20 protein-coding genes are annotated in these 18468 nt (G+C 56.2%); 17 read left to right on the top strand and 3 right to left on the bottom strand.

What is annotated here, in order from left to right:
- Positions 1-9 precede the first annotated feature (9 nt).
- From murJ to HMPREF0577_RS04765, 11 genes are all read left to right on the top strand, one after another.
- Positions 10-1707 carry a murein biosynthesis integral membrane protein MurJ gene (murJ, locus tag HMPREF0577_RS04815; RefSeq protein WP_004012585.1) on the top strand — a complete coding sequence of 566 codons (1698 nt, stop codon included), beginning with the start codon at positions 10-12 and terminating at the stop codon, positions 1705-1707.
- A complete protein-coding gene (locus HMPREF0577_RS04810) occupies positions 1704-2966 on the top strand; it encodes a glycosyltransferase family 4 protein (RefSeq protein WP_004012584.1) in 1263 nt (420 codons plus the stop codon). The genes murJ and HMPREF0577_RS04810 overlap by 4 nt, the downstream gene beginning before the upstream one ends.
- Entirely contained in the window at positions 2966-4090 is a 1125-nt protein-coding gene (locus HMPREF0577_RS04805; protein WP_004012583.1) for a glycosyltransferase family 4 protein, read from the top strand. Before HMPREF0577_RS04810 ends, HMPREF0577_RS04805 begins: the two co-directional genes overlap by 1 nt.
- An 84-nt stretch (positions 4091-4174) precedes the next feature.
- On the top strand, positions 4175-4828 hold the full coding sequence (locus HMPREF0577_RS04800; RefSeq protein WP_036342319.1) for an NUDIX domain-containing protein: 654 nt from the start codon (positions 4175-4177) through the stop codon (positions 4826-4828).
- Positions 4829-5043: 215 nt separating this feature from the next.
- Complete coding sequence (locus HMPREF0577_RS04795) at positions 5044-5772, top strand: helix-turn-helix transcriptional regulator (protein ID WP_004012581.1); 729 nt, start codon at positions 5044-5046, stop codon at positions 5770-5772.
- Positions 5765-7210, top strand: coding sequence for a Fe-S cluster assembly protein SufB (sufB, locus tag HMPREF0577_RS04790; protein WP_004012580.1), 1446 nt, complete (start codon positions 5765-5767; stop codon positions 7208-7210). Before HMPREF0577_RS04795 ends, sufB begins: the two co-directional genes overlap by 8 nt.
- Positions 7210-8379: a SufB/SufD family protein gene (locus HMPREF0577_RS04785; RefSeq protein ID WP_004012579.1), complete on the top strand. Its 1170-nt coding sequence runs from the start codon at positions 7210-7212 to the stop codon at positions 8377-8379. Before sufB ends, HMPREF0577_RS04785 begins: the two co-directional genes overlap by 1 nt.
- 69 nt (positions 8380-8448) lie before the next feature.
- Positions 8449-9195, top strand: a complete 747-nt coding sequence (sufC, locus tag HMPREF0577_RS04780; protein ID WP_004012578.1) for a Fe-S cluster assembly ATPase SufC — start codon at positions 8449-8451, stop codon at positions 9193-9195.
- A 147-nt stretch (positions 9196-9342) separates the two neighbouring features.
- Positions 9343-10617: a SufS family cysteine desulfurase gene (locus tag HMPREF0577_RS04775; protein ID WP_004012577.1), complete on the top strand. Its 1275-nt coding sequence runs from the start codon at positions 9343-9345 to the stop codon at positions 10615-10617.
- A 103-nt stretch (positions 10618-10720) separates the two neighbouring features.
- The gene (gene sufU, locus HMPREF0577_RS04770; RefSeq protein ID WP_004012576.1) at positions 10721-11215 is read left to right on the top strand and encodes a Fe-S cluster assembly sulfur transfer protein SufU; all 495 of its coding nucleotides are present in this window, start codon (positions 10721-10723) and stop codon (positions 11213-11215) included.
- Between the two features lie 49 nt (positions 11216-11264).
- Complete coding sequence (locus HMPREF0577_RS04765; protein WP_004012575.1) at positions 11265-11771, top strand: metal-sulfur cluster assembly factor; 507 nt, start codon at positions 11265-11267, stop codon at positions 11769-11771.
- Positions 11772-11809: 38 nt separating this feature from the next.
- On the opposite strand, the gene HMPREF0577_RS04760 is transcribed toward HMPREF0577_RS04765, so the two are convergent.
- Both HMPREF0577_RS04760 and HMPREF0577_RS04755 read right to left on the bottom strand, forming a co-directional pair.
- Entirely contained in the window at positions 11810-12994 is a 1185-nt protein-coding gene (locus HMPREF0577_RS04760; protein ID WP_004014867.1) for a toxic anion resistance protein, read from the bottom strand.
- A gap of 85 nt (positions 12995-13079) precedes the next feature.
- Entirely contained in the window at positions 13080-13667 is a 588-nt protein-coding gene (locus HMPREF0577_RS04755) for a 5-bromo-4-chloroindolyl phosphate hydrolysis family protein (RefSeq protein WP_004012573.1), read from the bottom strand.
- A 142-nt stretch (positions 13668-13809) separates the two neighbouring features.
- Here HMPREF0577_RS04755 and HMPREF0577_RS04750 point away from each other — a divergent pair, with 142 nt between their 5' ends.
- The 6 genes from HMPREF0577_RS04750 (at position 13810) to HMPREF0577_RS04725 (ending at position 18192) form a co-directional block, all read left to right on the top strand.
- Positions 13810-14310 (top strand): SixA phosphatase family protein, encoded by a 501-nt coding sequence (locus HMPREF0577_RS04750; protein ID WP_004012572.1) that lies wholly within the window; start codon positions 13810-13812, stop codon positions 14308-14310.
- Positions 14311-14429: 119 nt separating this feature from the next.
- Complete coding sequence (locus HMPREF0577_RS04745) at positions 14430-16067, top strand: Y-family DNA polymerase (protein ID WP_004012571.1); 1638 nt, start codon at positions 14430-14432, stop codon at positions 16065-16067.
- Positions 16064-16381 carry a hypothetical protein gene (locus HMPREF0577_RS04740; RefSeq protein WP_004012570.1) on the top strand — a complete coding sequence of 106 codons (318 nt, stop codon included), beginning with the start codon at positions 16064-16066 and terminating at the stop codon, positions 16379-16381. The genes HMPREF0577_RS04745 and HMPREF0577_RS04740 overlap by 4 nt, the downstream gene beginning before the upstream one ends.
- A 354-nt stretch (positions 16382-16735) precedes the next feature.
- Positions 16736-17533, top strand: a complete 798-nt coding sequence (locus HMPREF0577_RS04735; protein ID WP_004012568.1) for a hypothetical protein — start codon at positions 16736-16738, stop codon at positions 17531-17533.
- 111 nt (positions 17534-17644) lie between these two features.
- Positions 17645-17908 carry a hypothetical protein gene (locus tag HMPREF0577_RS04730; RefSeq protein ID WP_036342313.1) on the top strand — a complete coding sequence of 88 codons (264 nt, stop codon included), beginning with the start codon at positions 17645-17647 and terminating at the stop codon, positions 17906-17908.
- Between the two features lie 2 nt (positions 17909-17910).
- Positions 17911-18192, top strand: a complete 282-nt coding sequence (locus HMPREF0577_RS04725) for a ribbon-helix-helix domain-containing protein (protein WP_004014873.1) — start codon at positions 17911-17913, stop codon at positions 18190-18192.
- 97 nt (positions 18193-18289) lie between these two features.
- Here the strand turns inward: HMPREF0577_RS04725 and HMPREF0577_RS04720 are convergent.
- Positions 18290-18468: response regulator transcription factor (locus HMPREF0577_RS04720; RefSeq protein ID WP_004012566.1), on the bottom strand; the 179-nt coding region annotated here is incomplete at its 5' end.

Raw genomic sequence — 18468 nt, 5'->3', positions numbered from 1 at the left:
AGGAGTGCTTTGATTCGAAACCCACGATACTTACGTAACCCCGCTGCGAGCCTGCTGGGCGCCGCCGGGCTGGTAGCGGTTTTCACCCTAATCTCGCGCGTTTTCGGATTTCTGCGTTGGCTGGCGCAGGCTTCGTGGGTGGGCGCCGCCGAAGTTGGTAATGCGTATGCTTCGGCCAACCAAATCCCCAATGTGATTTTTGAGGTTGCGGTGGGCGGGGCACTCGCCTCGATAACCGTGCCTTTGTTGGCCAAGGCGATTGCTCGCAATTCTCGGCAAGAAGTTAGCGGCATAGCTTCCGCCTTGTTGACCTGGACTTTAACGATTCTGATTCCCCTGGGGTTGGTGCTATTCCTGGCGGCCGATCCGATTGCGGCGCTGCTACCGGCCTCGCGTGGTTCGGATTGGGCGGCGCAAAACGCTTTAATGGCGCAATTTTTGCGGGCTTTTGCCATTCAGATTCCGCTTTACGGGCTGGCGGTGGTGGCGGGGGGGATTTTACAGGCTTACGACCGTTTCGCGTGGCCAGCCGCGATGCCGGCGTTGTCCTCGCTGGTGGTGATGCTGGCCTATGGACTCTATGGGTGGTGGTCGCGCGCCGATACCTTTGATGCCCGGGCGCTAAACGTGCTGGGATGGGGTACCAGTCTGGGAGTGGCGCTGTTGGGGGTGCCGTTGGTGATTCCCTTGGTGCGACTGGGGCTAAGATTGCGGCCGACTTGGGTGATGTCCCGGGCGCAGTTGCGTCAAGCTCTGGCTTTGGGGGGTTTTGGAATCGGATCGCTGTTGGCGGCGCAGGGCTACATGTTAGCGGTGTTGGTTCTGGCACGCTGGGGCGGGCAAGTCGGCACGATTAATGTCTTTCAATATGCCCAAGCGGTTTATCTGCTTCCATATGCCCTGTTTACTTATCCGGTGGCTACGGTGGTGTTTCCCCTGTTGACACGTAGTGAAGCGGCGGGGCAGCACCAAGAGTGTGCCCAGTTAGCTGCGGCATCTACCGCGTTGATTACAGCCTTGGCTGTCCTGGGAGTGGCGGGCCTGGTTGCAGTGGCTCCGGGGATGGCGGCGATTTTTGCTTGGAATCGTCCGATCCCTGGTTTGGAACTGGCGATTGTGGCGGTGAGTCCGGCTTTGTTGGGCTATGCCTTACTCTATCACCTTTCGCGGGTGGTGATTGCCTTGAATCGGGCGGTGCATTCCCTGGTAGCAGCTTTGCTGGCTTGGGGCGTGGCGGCGGTAACGGCCTGGATTCTGATTAAGGTTTTGGTTCCCGGCTTGGGGGCGGGTGCGGAGTCTTTGCTGGCTTTGGGTTGGGGACAGACAGTGGGGATGAGTCTCGCGGGGGGATATCTGGTGGTGGTGTGGCAGCGGATTCAACCTGGGGGGTGGCGTGTTGTGAGCTTGGCTCTGGTAGTTACTTTGCCGTTGGCGGTTTTGGGGGCGGCGGGGGGGCGTCTGATTTACAGGGTGATAGTAGCGTTGGATGTGCCCCTGGCGGTGTTGTGGGCGACATTAGCGGCGGGTGCAGTGGTTGTGGTGGTGAGCTTGCCGGGTTTGTACTTGGCTTCGGTTCAATTTCGCGGGGTAGTTCGCCGGGTTCGGTCGGGTGGGGTTGATAAAGTGGGGTTCATGAGGTGTCATCTTGAAAATGAAGCCGCTGAATCTTCGTGCTTTCCGAAGTCTTCGGAGGGTGACCAGTCGTGAATATCTTGATGGTTGTGGGTAAAGCCAGTCATTCTATGGGTACTTTCGTGGCTTCGCTTTCCGGGGTGCTTAGCATCCAAAACGAGGACGATATTTCCATAATTGCGGAACCTACCACGGCGAAACACTACCGTTTACAGAGGGTGTTGCCCCTGTGGGTGATACCAACGTGGAAGCCGCACTTGATTCGCTCTAATCTGAGCCGTATCAAAAAGGCTCGAGCCGCGATTGCGGCAGCCGATGTGGTACATGCGCACGGACGTAGCGCGGCAATCTATGTTATGTTATTGACGGCTTTCATGCCTTCGCGTCCACCCGTGTTGGTGTCCTTATATGAACTGGCTGATGAACGTCAGGATACCCTGGCTTCTAAACTGTTTTTCCGTTGGTTGGGTACCAAAGCCAGTCGTTTGACTGGGTCGTCGCTGAACTTGGCGGCGACTATTGACGCCCAAACTTCGACTGATGCTTCGGTTTCTTTCCTGGTTTCTCCCCGGGTCGAGAAACTACGTGCCAATCCGTTATCCAACCGCAGACAGCGCGTTGAACGCTGGGCACAGCTAGCGCAAAGTGAGAGGCTAAAAAATCGTGGCCAGTTGGTGTTGGTGGTGGGAAGTGTCGAAGCGGAGAAACGCCTGGATTTGTTTGTAAAAGCGATGGAAAAGGTGACTTACCCGGCTACTGCCGTGGTGGTGGGGGATGGGAATCCCCAGTTGTTGGCACAACTGCGTTCTCAGGGTACCGATGCTCAGGTGTCTTTCTTGGGGTGGCGCAAAAATCTTGATGTTTGGTACGAGGCTGCCAGTGTCCTGGTAGTGACCTCGCAGTGGGAATCCCTGGGGTTTGTGGCGCAAGAAGCCATGAGTCAGGGTTTGCCGGTGGTGGCGGAACCGGTGGGTAGGTTGCGTGATATTCTGATGTCCACTCGTGATGCCACCGAGTTGGCGCGCGGGGATAGCGTGAATTTACCACCTGAATCTGGGGTGGGGGGGTTGTTGGTTCACGCCGCTAATGTCGAGGAAACCGCCGCCGCTATCACCCGTTTGCTGTCCGAACCGGAACTGTGGTACGAAAAACAGGCCGAGGCGCGTCAGCGTTCCTGGGATTGGCCTACCATTGCCGATATTTCGCGCAAGTGGTTGCAATACTATCGTCAGGCGATTGCTAATACCACTAAATCCCGACGAGTCTTGGAATCCCAGCCAGCACCTCATGAACCCGACCTTTCCCCAGTCAACCCAGCAAAGGTGGGAATGTGATGCGAATTATCCAGGTACTTGGGCCTTCCGCCGGGGGACGGGGACAGTATGTTGCAGCGCTGAGTCGGGAAATGTCCGCCTTGGGGCACCAAATCTGTGTGGTGGCACCCCGGGCAACTTTAGAGCGATTTGATTTTCCGAAAACCCTGGCGATGGGTAAGCGTCGACTGGGATTTTCGCGGCGTTTTTTGAGGCTCTGCCGGGGTGCTGACGTGATTCACGCCCATGGTTATCAGGCGGCGTTGCTGGTTGCGGGGTGCTTCGAGTTATTCTGGCGTAAACATCGGCAACACCCGGTTTTTGCCATTACTTGGCACAATGATTTCTTGACCCATGGCTGGCGCCGTCGCTTGGATTTAGCGCTGGCGGGATTCCCGCTGGGCTTCGCTACGTTGGTCAGTGCTGTTAGCAATCAGCTTTGCGACCAGGCTCGCGAACTTGGTTGTGCGGAGGTTTTTTGGTCTCCGGCTCCTTCCTTGAAAGTGCCGCAGTTGTTGGCGCAGCCGCCCGTAGCGGCGGAATCGAAACTGGAGCTCCGTCGAGCTTTATTCGCTGACGCTCCTGGTTTTGATGTGAATCTGCCTTTGGTGATTAGTGCGGCGCGGTGGTCGGAACAAAAAGATTTGGAAACTTCTGGGGCGGCTTTCGTGGCTTTGCACACCCCAGTCAATTGGGTGGTGTTGGGCGATGGGGATCCGGAATATGCCCGGCGCGCGGGACTGGTGGCAGCGGGGCGTCGGGTACAGCGCGGGGAGCAGTTTTTGCTGCCCGGCGCGGTTGCCAATATGGAGGACTATTTGCGGGCGGCGGATGTGTTTGTGTTGACTTCCAAATCCGAAGGCTGGCCTTTGAGCGTGCAGGAAGCTATGGCGGCGGGTCTGCCGGTGGTGTCCACCCCGGTGGGGGGCGTGCCCGAGATTCTGGGCGGGTGCGGTTTCCTGGTGCCGGTTGGGGATGCTGCGGGTTTCGCTGCCTACATTGAGAGTGCTCTGGGGGATGCGGGTAAACGTCAGGGGTCGGCCTCACGGCAACGCGCGGCGGGCTTCGAAACCTTCGCTACCCTGGCACAGTACTGGCTGCGGCGTTATACTGCGCCCCATCACGCTGTTGAGCACACCATATAGGATAACCGTAGGTTGGTGGCTGTTGTGGCTAGGGATTGAGGTTGCGGGGTTGCGGGATGCTCGGGCTTGGGTGATGATGGAAAGATGACAAAGCAAGAAACGGAAGTTTTGACGGATGTTAAGACCGTATTTCCGGTATTGGAATCGCGGGAAGTGTGGCACGGACGCGTGTTCTCGATGCAAAGCGAGCGTGTTCAATACGGCGGGGGTGTGGCGGTGCGTGAATTCGTGAAACACCCCGGGGCGGTGGCGATAGTGCCGCTGCGCGAGGTTGCTTCGGAATACAATCCAGAAGGACTTCCAGAAGTGCTGTTGATTGACCAGTATCGGCATCCGGTAGGTGCTACCCTATGGGAGATTCCCGCCGGGTTGTTGGATATTCCTGGAGAGGATCCCCTGGTGGCCGCGAAGCGTGAGTTGGCCGAGGAAGCCGAGCTGCGTGCCGGGCGCTGGGACGTGCTGGTGGACTACTTCACCACCCCGGGTGGCTCCACCGAATCACTGCGCGTATTCCTGGCGCGAGACCTTGAGTCCATCCCGCTTGCCGAACAGACTTTCGTGAAGCAAGACGAAGAGGCGTTCATGACTCGGCGTTGGGTGGGGCTTCATGAGGCGCTAGCCGGCATTTTCGCAGGTCGGATACATAACCCTTCCGCAGTCGTGGGTCTTTTGGCAACGCAGTATGCTCTGCAAGCCCCTCATGAACTGAGAAAACCTGAGGCGCCGTGGCTAAGGTGAGTCCGGGTAAGCCCCTCGTGAAATAAAACGGCAACCTTGAGGTGCGAGCAACCCGAGCTGTCAAGCAGAAATCAGACAAGCTAGATAATTGTGACATAAGGGGTTTACGCAAGACGTGTCTTGCGAAATGTGCTAGATTTGGAGATGCTCGGTCAGATAGGATTGAGTGCCTTCAAACGATGGCAATAATGACGGCAACAAGGTAAGGGGGGCTGATGGAAGCGCAGGCGGATGACATCGGCACTCGCCAAGTCGTACTGGACTTGATTATCGAAAAAGGCCCCATTACGGCTTCTACCTTGGCAAACATCTTGAAACTCACGCCGGCAGCGGTGCGTCGGCACCTGATTTACCTAGAGAGCACCGGGAAAATTAAGAATCTGGAACCCACGAATGCGGCCGCGCGCGGCAGGGGGCGCCCGGCACGTAATTATGTGGCCACCGACGCGGGACGTGCCACCCAGCCCGACGGATACTCCCAGATGGCCACCAAAGCATTGGGATACTTACAGCAATTTGGTGGGGACGACGCAATAGAAGATTTTGCCCACCACCACTCTCGCGAAGTGGAACGCCGTTATGCTCCCGTGGTACATGCGGCGGGCGAAGACCCCGAAGCCCGAGTCACAGCTCTGGCAGATGCCCTGGCGCAAGACGGATACGCCGCCACGGTGCGTCACACCAAAAACGGGATTGCGTTGCAAATCTGCCAAGGCTCGTGTCCGGTGCAAGATGTGGCTAAAAACTTTCCTAAACTATGTGAGGCGGAAACCGAAGCATTCTCACGGCTGCTGGATACCCACGTCCAAAGACTTGCGACCCTCGCAGAGGGCGATCACGCTTGCACCACGAGTGTGCCTCTGCTGGGGCGGACACCGAACCTGGTCAGCCAGATAAAAGTGGCCGCGCGAGCTAGAGCGAGACGAAAGGAAAAAGATGAGTGAAACTCTGATGAGTTCAGAGCAAAAGAAACGTAGCGACGACGAGATTATTGAGTCAATTTCAGATAAATACGAATTCGGGTGGCACGACTCTGACACCGCCGGGCAGGCGGCCAAACGTGGTCTGAATGAAGACGTGGTGCGGTATATCTCCAAGATGAAAAACGAGCCGGAGTGGATGTTGGAAACCCGGTTGCGGGGGTTAGAGATTTTCGAGCGCAAGCCCATACCCGCCTGGGGGCCAGACCTGAGCTTTCTGGATTTCGACCAGTTTAAATATTTCGTGCGTGCCTCGGATAAAGTCGCGCAATCCTGGGATGACCTGCCCGAAGACATCAAGGAAACCTATGACCGATTGGGGATTCCCGAAGCGGAACGCAAACGCTTGGTCGATGGGGTAGCCGCCCAATACGAATCCGAGGTGGTCTATCACCAAATCCGTGAAGATCTGGAAAAACAAGGCGTGATTTTCCTTGACACTGACACGGGACTCAAGGAACACCCCGAGATTTTCCAAGAATACTTCGGTAAAGCCGTGCCCGCCGGGGACAACAAGTTCGCGGCACTCAACACCGCCGTCTGGTCAGGAGGCAGCTTCATCTATGTCCCTAAAGGGGTGCAATGTGAGATTCCGTTGCAAGCCTACTTCCGTATCAACACCGAGAGCATGGGACAGTTCGAACGTACCCTGATTATCGCCGACGAAGGAGCTTATGTTCACTATGTGGAAGGCTGTACCGCCCCGATTTACAAGTCTGATTCCTTGCACGCCGCCATCGTCGAGATATTCGTGAAAAAGAACGCGCGGGTGCGCTACACCACCATCCAGAACTGGTCAAACAACGTATTGAACCTGGTCACCCAACGCGCTATCGCCGAAGAAGGGGCAACGATGGAGTGGGTCGACGGCAATATCGGCTCGCGCATCAACATGAAGTACCCCTCGGTGTACCTGACCGGACCGCATGCCCGGGGCGAGGCACTTTCCATCGCCTTTGCCGGGAAAGGCCAGTACCAAGACACGGGTGCCAAGATGATTCACTTCGCTCCCAACACGTCTTCGCATATTGTCAGCAAGTCGATTTCCCGCCAGGGCGGACGCTCGGCCTATCGCGGGTTGGTCGCCATCGACAAGAAAGCCAGCGGGTCGAAATCCAATGTGCTGTGTGACGCGCTGCTGGTGGACACGATTTCACGCTCTGACACGTACCCATACGTGGATGTACGCAATGACGAAGTGGAAATGGGGCACGAAGCCACCGTGTCCAAGGTCTCCGAAGACCAACTGTTCTACCTTATGAGTCGGGGTTTGACCGAGACAGAAGCCATGTCTACCATTGTCCGTGGTTTCGTGGAACCCATCGCTAAAGAACTGCCGATGGAATACGCCCTGGAACTGAATCGATTGATTGAACTGCAAATGGAAGGATCGGTGGGGTAATGCCAGAAGTCTCTTTGCATAACCCCGGGGTCGCCCCGGCACCAAGCCGTTTCACCTCTACCAAACTGGCGGATTTTCCGATGCCACACGGGCGCGAGGAAGCCTGGCGGTTTACCCCGATTGACCGCCTCGAAGGTTTACTGGCCGACACTCTCGACGGCGGAGTGCCCACATATCAGTTGGCCGGAAAACCCCTGAATCTAGGTCAGTCCATCACTTTGGGGGTGGCCACGTTTGCGCTCGCACCTCATGAATCCGACACCCCATTAGTTGCCGCACCTTTCGACCGCGTCGCAGCGGTGGGCTGGAACAATATCCGCGAAACCATGCGGGTAACCATCAACGGACACGCTCCCCAACCAGTGTTCTTGGATGTACACGCCGGCGAACCAGGCAGCGCCCCCGTGGTGGGACACCTCGAGATTGTCGCCCGGGAGGGCTGCGACGCCACCTTGGTGTTGCGCCACACCGGCAGTGGGCAGCTGAACGAAACCGTGGAAATCCTGGCGGAACGCCACGCTACTCTGCGAGTGTTGAGCCTCCAAGAATGGGAAGCTGATGCTAAACACGTCGCCACCCACCAGCTGAGACTTGCGGAGGGTTCCACCATACAACACGCAGTGGTGACGCTCGGTGGAGACACCGTGCGGATATGCTCGGGCGTGACCCTGCCGGAGCCACACGCGGATATAAATATGCTCGGGTTGTACTTTACGAATGCTGGGATTCACCACGAACAGCGGCTGTTCATCGACCACGTAGCCGCCGGCTCGAAATCTCGGGTGACCTATAAGGGAGCCTTGCAAGGCCAGGATGCCCACGCCGTGTGGGTCGGGGACGTGGGAATAGGACCGGTGGCCTACGCCACAGATTCCTATGAATCAAACCGCAACCTGGTGTTGGGTAAGGGACCGCGCGTTGACTCGGTACCCAACCTCGAGATTCACAATGGCCAGATAGAAGGCGCGGGACACGCCTCGGCTACGGGACGTTTCGACGACGAACAACTGTTTTACCTGATGAGTCGCGGCATTGCCCCGGCCGAAGCAAAACGCCTGGTGGTAAAGGCATTCTATGCCGAGTTGCTGAACCAGATGGACGTGCCCGAACTCGCCGCGCACGTGCTGGAACTGGTGGACAACCGCCTGAGCGAAGGGAGTCTGCAGTGAACGCGGTGTACCCCGTTGCAATTGACGGGAAAATGGTGAAAATCGATTTGGGAGCATAAGGAGAAAACGTTGTCAGTCTTAGAAATTAAAGGCCTCGAAGCCAAAGTTGAAACCCCCGAGGGATCCAAGCAAATCCTGAAGGGCGTGAACCTAAAGATTCAATCCGGCGAAGTTCACGCGGTGATGGGGCCAAACGGGTCGGGTAAATCCACCTTGAGTTACGTCCTGGCTGGCCACCCCATGTACGAGGTCACCGGGGGAGAAGCACTGATTGACGGGCAAAACATCTTGGAGATGACTGTCGATGAGCGCGCGCGTCTGGGATTGTTCCTGGCGATGCAGTACCCCGTCGAAGTACCCGGGGTGTCGGTGTCGAACTTCTTGCGCACCGCGAAAACTGCGGTAACCGGCCAGACTCCGCCGGTGCGCACCTGGTTGAAGGAGCTTAACGCGGCTTTCCATGACTTTAAGATGGAAAAGGAATTCGCGTCGCGGGACTTGAATGCGGGGTTTTCCGGGGGGGAAAAGAAACGCCTGGAAATCCTGCAGATGCAGCTGTTACAGCCGCGTTTCGCGATTTTGGATGAAACCGATTCTGGTTTGGACATTGATGCCCTAAAGATTGTCTCGGAGGGTATCAACCGGGTGCATGATGCGAATAACACCGGAATTTTGTTGATTACGCATTATTCGCGGATTCTGCGTTATGTGCGTCCGCACTTTGTTCACGTCTTTGCCGAAGGCAAGGTTGTGGCCGAGGGCGGGCCGGAATTAGCCGATGAACTGGAGGAAACCGGCTACGACAAGTTTGTCTAGGCCGACGGTCGCGCGGTTCGTGGGGTGTCATGTTTCGTTTGCTGGTTGGTGGGACGGCTGCATGAGGTGCCAGCCCGGAATCCCGGCGAATTTCAAGGGAGGAATCCGGGATGAATTCAGTAATCCCCGGCAGAAAGGAATCAAGAGATGAGCGATTTTAGCGAGGCGGAACTGACCCGGATTCGCGCCGATTTCCCAATCCTAGAGGTGCCTGGCCGTAACGGCCAACCTCTGGCTTACCTGGATTCCGCCGCTACCTCCCAGAAACCCACGGTGGTGCTCGATGCCCTCGAGGATTTCTATCGTCAGCACAACGGGGCGGTACATCGCGGCACTCACCAGCTGGGTGATGATGCCACCGCCATGTTCGAGGATGCTCGGCACACCCTGGCGGATTTCTTTGCGGTTGCGGACTGTGAGGAATTCGTGTGGACCAGCGGCGCGACCGAGGCCTTGAACCTGGTGGCCTATGGGTTTGCGGCGGCGACCTGGGAGGGACGTGGCGGGCCGTTTGCCTTGCGCGAGGGGGATGAGATCGTCTATACCCGAGCCGAGCACCACGCCAATCTGGTACCGTGGCAACTGGTGGCTCAGCGCACCGGGGCGGTGGTGAAAACCATCGACTTGCAATCCGACGGGCGCCTGGATTTGTCGCGGTTGGGTGACATTATCACCGAGAAAACCCGGGTGGTGGCTTTTACCCATATCTCCAATGTGACCGGCGCGGTTACCGATATCGCACCCCTGGTGGCGGCGGCACGCGCCGTGGGAGCGGTGGTGGTGTTGGATACCTGTCAGTCCGGGGCGCATTTGCCGTTGGATTTGCCCGCGTTGGGGGTGGATTTCGCGTGCTTCTCGGGGCATAAAATGCTCGGTCCCACCGGGGTGGGGGCGCTGTGGGGACGCCGGGAGCTGTTGGAGCAACTGCCGGTGTTCCTGGCCGGGGGATCCATGATTGAAGATGTCACAGTCGAGGGTTCCACCTTTTTGCCGGTGCCGTATCGTTTCGAGGCTGGCACCCAGCCGGTCGCACAGATTGTAGGCTGGGCAGCGGCTTTACAGTATTTGCACGATTTGGGGATGGATCGGGTGGCAGCTCATGAAGCCGTGTTGACTGCTTATACTCTGCCGAGACTCGCGGAAATTCCGGGGGTGAAAATCCTAGGATCGCGTGACACGGCGAATCGCGCCGGGGTGTTGTCCTTCGTGATGGAGGGGATTCATCCGCATGATTTGGGACAGTTTTTGGACTCTCAAGGGGTCGCAGTGCGGGTGGGGCATCACTGTGCGATTCCTCTGCATCGGTTTTTCGGGGTCAGTGCTTCGACCCGGGCGACTTTCGCCCCCACCACCACCCGCAGTGAAGTCGACCGGTTCTTGGCGGCTTTGCCCGAGGCTCGGGAATTTTTCGGGGTCGGCTAGGATGGGTTGAGATAGGTGCGGATTCATGAGGCGCTAGCCGGGATGCCGGGATGGCACCTCATGAACCGGTCGAAAAACATTACGGGACAGTGAAAGGGAAACGATGAACGAACTTGAGAGCCTCTATCAACAACTGATATTGGAACAGTCCAAGGCGCGCTACGGTGCAGGAACCCTGCCGGGTTGGGGAGCGAGTTCGCACCAGGTGAACCCGACTTGCGGCGACGAAGTGACCCTGCAAGTCGAGATTGCGGATGGCAAGCTCAAAAACTTGGTGTGGGACGGTTCGGGATGCTCGATTTCCCAGGCTTCCTTGTCTATGATGTACCAGCTGGTGGCCGGGAAAGACCTGGATACTGTGGTGGACTTGGAAGCGGATTTTTCCACGATGATGCATTCGCGTGGACAAGAGGTTGACGATGATTTGCTGGATCGACTGGGGGATGCATCGAGCCTGCAGGGTGTGTCGCGTTATGTGAACCGGGTAAAGTGTGCGCTGTTGGGATGGATGGCTTTGAAAGAGGCGATAGCGAAGGCCGAGGCTGGTTTGGCGGGTACGGCTTCGGGGGAGTCGGCGCATTGTTGTGCGACGGATTAGTGGCTTGGTAAATAGTGAGTGGCTTAGTGGTTTCTAGGAAAGGGACTCGGTGATGAGTGAAGACAAGCTGAGTGATGAACTGTTGGCATCCTTGGATAATCCGGGTGATGACGGTAAGGTGGGCGCAAAGGTGCCGGTTACGGGGGTTGGCTCGGAGACTATTACGGTGATGAACCCGGCTTTGGCGGCGGCCTTGGGTGAAGAAGCCGGTGGAGATAGTGCCGCAGAACAACAGCTGACGGCCGAGCAACAGGCGCGCGTGGACGAGATTATGGAAGCCCTCAAGGACGTGATGGATCCAGAGTTGGGGATTAATATTGTCGATTTGGGCTTGCTTTACGGGCTGCATCTGGATGGGGATGATTTGCTGTTGGATATGACGTTGACTTCGGCGGGGTGTCCGCTGACAGATTTGATAGACCAACAGTGCCGGTTTGTGTTAAATGACTTGGTGGATGCGGTGAGCATCAACTGGGTGTGGTTACCGCCCTGGGGCCCGGATAAAATCACCGATGACGGGCGAGAGCAACTGCGCGCCCTCGGATTTAACGTGTAGCCCAGGGCGCGGACATCCCCCGCTGAGCGGTTGCCAGCTTAGACATTAGGGGAGGCACCGCCGGAAGTATCTGGGGCGGTAGCACTGCCAGTGTTGCCGGTACTGGCCGCTATCAAGGCCTGCTTCAAGTCGGCCTTCATCTGGAGCATTTTCTGGCTGGCCGCCACGCGCGAAGCCGCCGCCTGGCGGGTAATCTCGACCGAGGAATGAATCGTCTCAATCAAGTCTTGGTTCGCGGCTTCCAAGGTTTCGATATCCACCGTGGAACGCTCGGCTTCCTGGCGTACTTCCAGTGTGGTTTGCTTCAGCTGGGCGGCGTTTTGGCGAATCATTTCGTTAGTGGCATCCGACACGGCCTTTTCAACCGCCAAAGCATCGCGCTGTTTCTGCAAGCCCAGCGCAATCACGGTTTGGGAGCGCCACAGGGGCAACGTGGAGTGAATCACGTCGTTAATCTTTTCGACCAACAGCTGGTCGTTTTGCTGAATGAGTTTAATTTGGGGCGCAGTCTGCAGTGACAGGGTCTGGCTGATTTTCAGGTCGTGCACCTTTTTCTCGAAGCGCCCTACATTTGCCTCGAAATCTGCCACCGCTTGCACTGCCATCATGTCACCGGAGTTCTTGGCTTCCTCGCGCAGACGCGGCAAAGTATTTTCCCGTAGATTCTGAATCTCGCGTTCTCCGGCCTCGATATACAGCGTCAAGTTGTGATAGTAATCCAGATTCTGAGCATACATCTTGTCAAAAACCGCAATCTGGGTCGTCATTTCTTTTTGTTTACTCTCGAGCCGCGCCGCAATCGCATCCAGCTGTTGGGAAAGGGTTTCGTAACTGGCCATAAAGCGCTGTACCTCGGTTTTGCCTTTTCCGAACATCTTGGCCAGAAAACCACCGCTAGTTGGTTTGCTATTTTGTACTTGTACCAGCATATCCGTGAGCATCTGCCCAACCTCGCCGCCGTCCTTGGCTTTGACTTGGGACAGAATCGAATCCGAGAACTCCGCGATATTCTTTTGCGCCCCCGTCCCGTAAAGCGCCAAAGTGGAAGTATCCTGCAGATTGATTTCTGCGCGAATCTCGGCGATTTTCTGTTCGTCAACGGCGCTTAACTCCGGTATATCACGTTTCACCAGTTCCAGAGCTTTTTCCTCGGTGGGAACCTCCGTAGTGGCGGTGTTCACCGGTGTTTTCTTCATCAAATCGTCGAGGCTGATATCGCTCACAGTTCTCTCCTTATTATTATTTAGTAGTGGTTTATCGGTTTTAGTTCTGGTTATTTTGGTGGATTCATGAGGTGCCATCTAAAATTCAGAGCTCACCTCCGAGTTTCACGGTTTTTTCCAATAACTCAGACTGGGCTTCGAGTTCCAAGATTTGATTATTGTGATAAGCAGCAAGTTGTTTTTGAAAAATCGCTTCTAAATAATCCAAAGACTCTTTCGTGCTTTTTTCGATTAAGGCGTGTTTCTCCGGTTCTAATTCGGCCTTAGAAAGCAAAGTGTAGTTAGCCATAGTTTTAGCGAGCATCGGGAAATAATACTCCAAGAAATGCTCTGACTTCGACAGGGCGGCGGAATCAGTTTTCACGTAACTCAAAATCTGTTTACTTAACTTTGCCAGGCGGGAGGCCTCTTTACGGAATCCACGCATCCTAAAAGCATTCTTTTGGATCTCTAAAACACTGCGACGTGCGGACACTTCAATGTCCTTCAACCTTTGATTCAGGGCAGCCTCGTCCAATACGAGCTTACGGCGTTTTTTCCGCTGGCTCCTCATGAACCGTAAAACGGCAAACGCAACCACCGAAACACCCAAGGAAACCCACCAGGCGACTTTGAACCCCGCATACAGGACGGCAAACAGCACTGCCGCCAGTAGCGCGAACAGAAATGACATCAGCTAACGATCCTTCCCGTTTTACAAAGACTCCTTAGAATTCTAACCCGCGAACTAGGCACTTGCTAGATTTTATCAAGAGTGGCGCGATGCTACGTGATTCTGTGGATACAAAACGGGCGAGCCACACTAGAATCGGGTTATGGAAAATTCAAAGAAATTAATACTCATGCGCCACGGCAAGGCCGATTTTGCAGCCTCCGACTTCCTGCGTCCCCTGACCGAGTATGGGCGGGAACAAGTCCGGCATCAAGGCAAAAACCTGGTAAATATTGTGGGAGTGGTTGATTTAGCCATCGTGTCGGCAGCAGTGCGAGCCAGTCAAACCTGTGATGAACTGCGGCGCGGCGGCCTGCAGATAGCGAAACTCCAGTTTGAACAAGAACTTTACGACGAAAACTATGCCGATACGGTTTTGAAACTCATCCACGAAGTCGAGCCGCAGGTACAGACTCTGTTAGTAATTTTCCACCAACCGGCCTTGGCGGAACTGTCCCTGAAACTGAGTCTGGCATCTAGCGACAGTCAGGCCGTGATTGATGCCCGGCAAGCCCCCGCTTCCTTTGTATGGGGCACGGTTGATGGCGACTGGGCGGAGCTGGAATCGTGGAAACTGGGCGGGATTGTCGAACCGATTGACTGAGATTTCTGGATTGGGACACTTGACGGGAAGCCCCTCATGAAAAGCGTCCCACCAGCGGCACCGGATGGTAGGCGCCTCCGGCAGGGAAACTGGCGGAAAACAGCGTATAGAATCGAGGTATGGGCACCCCGGCGCGCTGTAACACGACCCAAGCGGGTCAACGCATCTACATGGCGATTGACCTGAAGTCCTTTTTTGCCTCGGTAGAGGCGCGTGAACGCGGGCTTGACCCGATGAACACGAACCTGGTGGTGGCAGACGAAACCCGCACCGAAAAGACCATCTGCCTGGCAGTTTCCCCGGCGTTGAAAACCTTTGGGGTACCAGGGCGCCCCCGCCTGTTCGAGGTCATTGCCCAGGTAAAAGCCGTGAACCGAGACCGTGCCCGCCGCGCGTCCCAGCATCGGTTGGCGGGTTCCTCATATTACCTAGACGAACTGCGGGCGAATCCCGCGCTGGCTGTGGACTACCTGGTGGCAAGGCCTCGGATGAAACTGTATATGGAAACCAGCGCCACGGTACTCTCGCGCTACCTGCACTGGGTTTCCCCGGCTGACGTGCATGTTTATTCTATCGACGAGGTGTTTATTGACGCTACCGGCTATTTGGAACGCTACCGAGCGACCCCCGTCGAGTTCGCCACGAAGCTGATACACGACGTATATGCCCACACGGGTATCACCGCTACGGCCGGGATTGGGGAAAACCTGTACCTGGCGAAAGTTGCGATGGATATTTTGGCCAAACACGCCGAGGCTGATGAACACGGGGTGCGCTTGGCAGAGCTCACCATGCGCACGTACCGGGAACAATTGTGGACGCACCGACCCTTGACGGACTTTTGGCGGGTGGGACCGGCCACTGCTCGGAAGCTGGAGGCCATGGATTTATTTACGATGGGCGACGTGGCCAGGGCCTCGCTGGGGGAGCGCTATGACCGGGCGAACGAGGAAGCGCTGTACCGCATATTTGGGGTGAATGCGGAGCTCTTGATAGACCACGCCTGGGGGTGGGAGCCGACCACCATCGCGGACATCAAGTCATACCATCCCCAGGCAAAATCCGTGAATGTCGGCCAGGTGCTGCCTAGGGCTTACGAATTTGGTGAGGCGCGGATGATTGTGCGGGAAATGGCGGACGGACTGTCGCTGGACTTGGTGGACAAGGGGCTGACCACCGACCAGGTAGTGTTGACAGTCGGCTATGACACCGAAAACCTGGCTGACCCGGCGCGGGCGGCGACCTACCGGGGAGAGGTGAAACGTGACCACTATGGGCGCCTGATACCAAAACCGGTGCACGGCAGCGAGAACCTGGGGCGAGCGACTGCTTCCACCCGGCTGTTGCTGGAGGCTGTGACGCGGTTGTTTGAACGGATTGTAGATCCGGGGCTTTTGGTGCGTCGGATGTATGTGTCGGCTAGTCATATCCGCCGTGAGGAGGCGCTGGTGCCGAGAGTCGACGTTGTCGACGTTGCCGACGGCTCCGGTGTCGTTGGTGGTACTGGGGGCTTCATGAGTGGCGAGCCGAAATCCCCGGGCGTGGGGGAACAGCTGGACTTGTTTACGGATTACGAAGCCTTGGCGGCGGTGGAAGCAGTCGAACAAGCCGCCCTAGTTGCGGAACGTCGTAATCAAGAGGCGCTGCTGCGGATAAAACGCAAGTTTGGCAAGAACGCAGTTTTTCGGGGTGTGAACCTGTCTGCGGGGGCGACCGCCCTGGATCGCAACCGGACTGCCGGGGGGCATCGGTTATGAAATCGGTGCGTGATAGTGGTGCGTCTGGTGGGGTTTCGCGCGGGATTCATGAGGTGCCAGCCGGGGCGGCGGCAACTTCCGGGGGGTTTTCCCCGGTTTCGAATCCGGAATCTCTGGCCAGCGTGGAATGGCAGCGTTACGCCGATATTATCGCCCTGGCACCTCATGAACCCCGCAGCCACCCGCGCATGACGCGACACGACCGCGCCGCGCAATTCGCCCCCTACGCGCCACTGACCAGTTTCGGCAAGGTACTGACCGATGCGGCGCTTAACGGCACCGTGCCTGGTGGTGACACACTAGCCGAAACTTGAGTAGAATCCATAGAATGACTCGATTTTCCGCAGCGGCGGATCCCGGTGACCACTTTAATCACGTCTGTATCTAGAACATGAGGACACGGTTGAGGTAAATCTGGCGGTTTATGAGCCCCCTACTCCTCATATTTGCTCCCAAAATTTGAATCTTTTTTGACTTTTAGGAGTATAACATGAACCCCGCAGCCATCCGCGTATGACGCGACACGACCGCGCGGCGCAGTTCGCCCCCTACGCGCCCCTGACCAGCTTCTGCAAGGTGCTCACGGACGCTGCGCTAAAAGGTGATTCCAAATTTGTAGCGGGGAAAGATAAAATTGCTGAAACAGACGGTAAACCTAGGGGAGTCTCATGAAAAAGAAAAACAATGTAGTTTACGCTTTGCTCTCGACACTTGCGGTGGTGGCACTGCTGGGGGCGTGCACCGGTAGTGCGGGGGGCGGAAAAAACGGGGCACAGGCAACTGACAACGGTGACCTATCGGTGGAGAAGGTATCCGATGTGGGGGACACCGGCGGAGAATCCGTGAATGATAGGGGCGCTAAGAGCTCGGGATTGGAAACTCACAGCGCTAGGCCGCCACAGGTCAAGGTGCGCGGACAGGTTTACCAAGACACCGGTTACGTCAACAGTGCTGTTACCTGCGGAACCACCAGCGGAAAAATTGTGAGCAGTGTTGATAGCTGGAAAACCCCAGAAAAAGATGATGAATCCAACTTTGGGGTTGGTTTCGGCTACCAACGCTGGGATTCGGGGTACCTGAACGTACGCAAAGGCGACAAGTGGTTGCTGTTTCAAGATATTGCTATGAACAGTTCGACGATTCCACAGGGGGTAGCCAACTTCAGCGCCAAGGTCGTGGAGACTGACGAGGATCGCCTACTGGTGCGCGTGAGCGAGATACCCGAGGAATACAAGTGGGTTTTTGCCCAAAAATCACAGACAACCCCGCCAGATAAGAACCTGATTAAGCCCATAGCCCTGCCGATAGACAATTTGGATTACTCCAAAGACGGGAAAACCGTGACCGCCGAAGGCCTGAAAGGCAAAACCGTCAAGGTCTGGTTCGACGGCACGGTAACCAAGACTGAACCGGAAATGTCTTACCCCGCGCAGTTGGGCAAAGTTTACAAAATCGTTGTGCAATAAATCGGACGGGTTCATGAGGCACCCATTGGAATTTCAAGCGTAGCCACGCAAGGGAGACGGATGACTTTAGAGAATTTATGATATGATTTCATATCATATGGAGGAGTGCTTGTGAGCGAAATTGCGGTTCATCCACGGATATTGCGGCGGCACCCTGAGTTATCCTCTAGTGATGTGGTCGCCGCGATGCGCTCCGCGTTTCGTTACAAACAGCGCCCCAGCGGTGAATGGGTAGCAGTGGGCTTGGATGGGAACAGTCGCCTGGTCGAGATGGTGTACCTGTACAATGCGGAGAGGGATTTATTTTTTGTGTATCATGCGATGACACCTCCGAGTCGAAAGACATTGCTGGAACTGGATTTGGAAAGGAGATAGCAGTGACCAGTATTGAAGAGTTTATGAATGCGCAAGGCTTGACTGACGAGATACTGGATCAGATGGCAGCGCCTTATGAGAACGGGGATTTCGAACTCAGCGGAGGAACGGTGCATGTGGGCTCGCATATTGATGCTGTGGGCAAGAAAAGGGTTACCGTTGTGTATCCTGCCGCAGATACGCGCCGAGTTGCGGCGCTGGCACGGGCACAAGGGGTGCGTCCCTCGGATATTTACCGTACTGCGCTGTCACAGTATTTAGAGCGCAAACCGAGTGTGGTCTAGATTCTGAGTCCGGATTAACACCAGGAAACGATTAGCACCCGTTCATGAGGCACCCATTGGAATTTCAAGCGTAGCCTTCGTGACGTGGCAGTGGTAGTTATTCGCGGATGGCGCCGTTTTTGGCACTGAAAACCAGGAGTTCGGCGCGGGAGCGTACCGAGAATTTTTGCATGATAGCGCTCATGTGGGTTTTAATGGTGCTTTCCTTGCTTTGCATGACTTTGGCGATTTGCGCATTGCTTTTTCCCTTCAGGGCTTCCTGCCAGACTTGCCGCT

Origin of the sequence: Mobiluncus mulieris ATCC 35243, assembly GCF_000160615.1 — a bacterium.
GTDB classification, from domain to species: domain Bacteria; phylum Actinomycetota; class Actinomycetes; order Actinomycetales; family Actinomycetaceae; genus Mobiluncus; species Mobiluncus mulieris.
This window is presented reverse-complemented; position numbering and strand designations above follow the sequence as displayed.

Excerpts from the sequence above, each read along its gene's own strand:
- HMPREF0577_RS04745 (WP_004012571.1), top strand. The coding sequence starts at position 14,430 with ATGGGCACCCCGGCGCGCTGTAACACGACCCAAGCGGGTCAACGCATC.
- HMPREF0577_RS04805 (WP_004012583.1), top strand. The coding sequence starts at position 2,966 with ATGCGAATTATCCAGGTACTTGGGCCTTCCGCCGGGGGACGGGGACAG.
- sufU (WP_004012576.1), top strand. The coding sequence starts at position 10,721 with ATGAACGAACTTGAGAGCCTCTATCAACAACTGATATTGGAACAGTCC.
- HMPREF0577_RS04785 (WP_004012579.1), top strand. The coding sequence starts at position 7,210 with ATGCCAGAAGTCTCTTTGCATAACCCCGGGGTCGCCCCGGCACCAAGC.
- HMPREF0577_RS04740 (WP_004012570.1), top strand. The coding sequence starts at position 16,064 with ATGAAATCGGTGCGTGATAGTGGTGCGTCTGGTGGGGTTTCGCGCGGG.
- HMPREF0577_RS04795 (WP_004012581.1), top strand. The coding sequence starts at position 5,044 with ATGGAAGCGCAGGCGGATGACATCGGCACTCGCCAAGTCGTACTGGAC.
- HMPREF0577_RS04755 (WP_004012573.1), bottom strand. The coding sequence starts at position 13,667 with ATGTCATTTCTGTTCGCGCTACTGGCGGCAGTGCTGTTTGCCGTCCTG.
- HMPREF0577_RS04735 (WP_004012568.1), top strand. The coding sequence starts at position 16,736 with ATGAAAAAGAAAAACAATGTAGTTTACGCTTTGCTCTCGACACTTGCG.
- HMPREF0577_RS04750 (WP_004012572.1), top strand. The coding sequence starts at position 13,810 with ATGGAAAATTCAAAGAAATTAATACTCATGCGCCACGGCAAGGCCGAT.
- HMPREF0577_RS04800 (WP_036342319.1), top strand. The coding sequence starts at position 4,175 with ATGACAAAGCAAGAAACGGAAGTTTTGACGGATGTTAAGACCGTATTT.
- HMPREF0577_RS04775 (WP_004012577.1), top strand. The coding sequence starts at position 9,343 with ATGAGCGATTTTAGCGAGGCGGAACTGACCCGGATTCGCGCCGATTTC.
- sufB (WP_004012580.1), top strand. The coding sequence starts at position 5,765 with ATGAGTGAAACTCTGATGAGTTCAGAGCAAAAGAAACGTAGCGACGAC.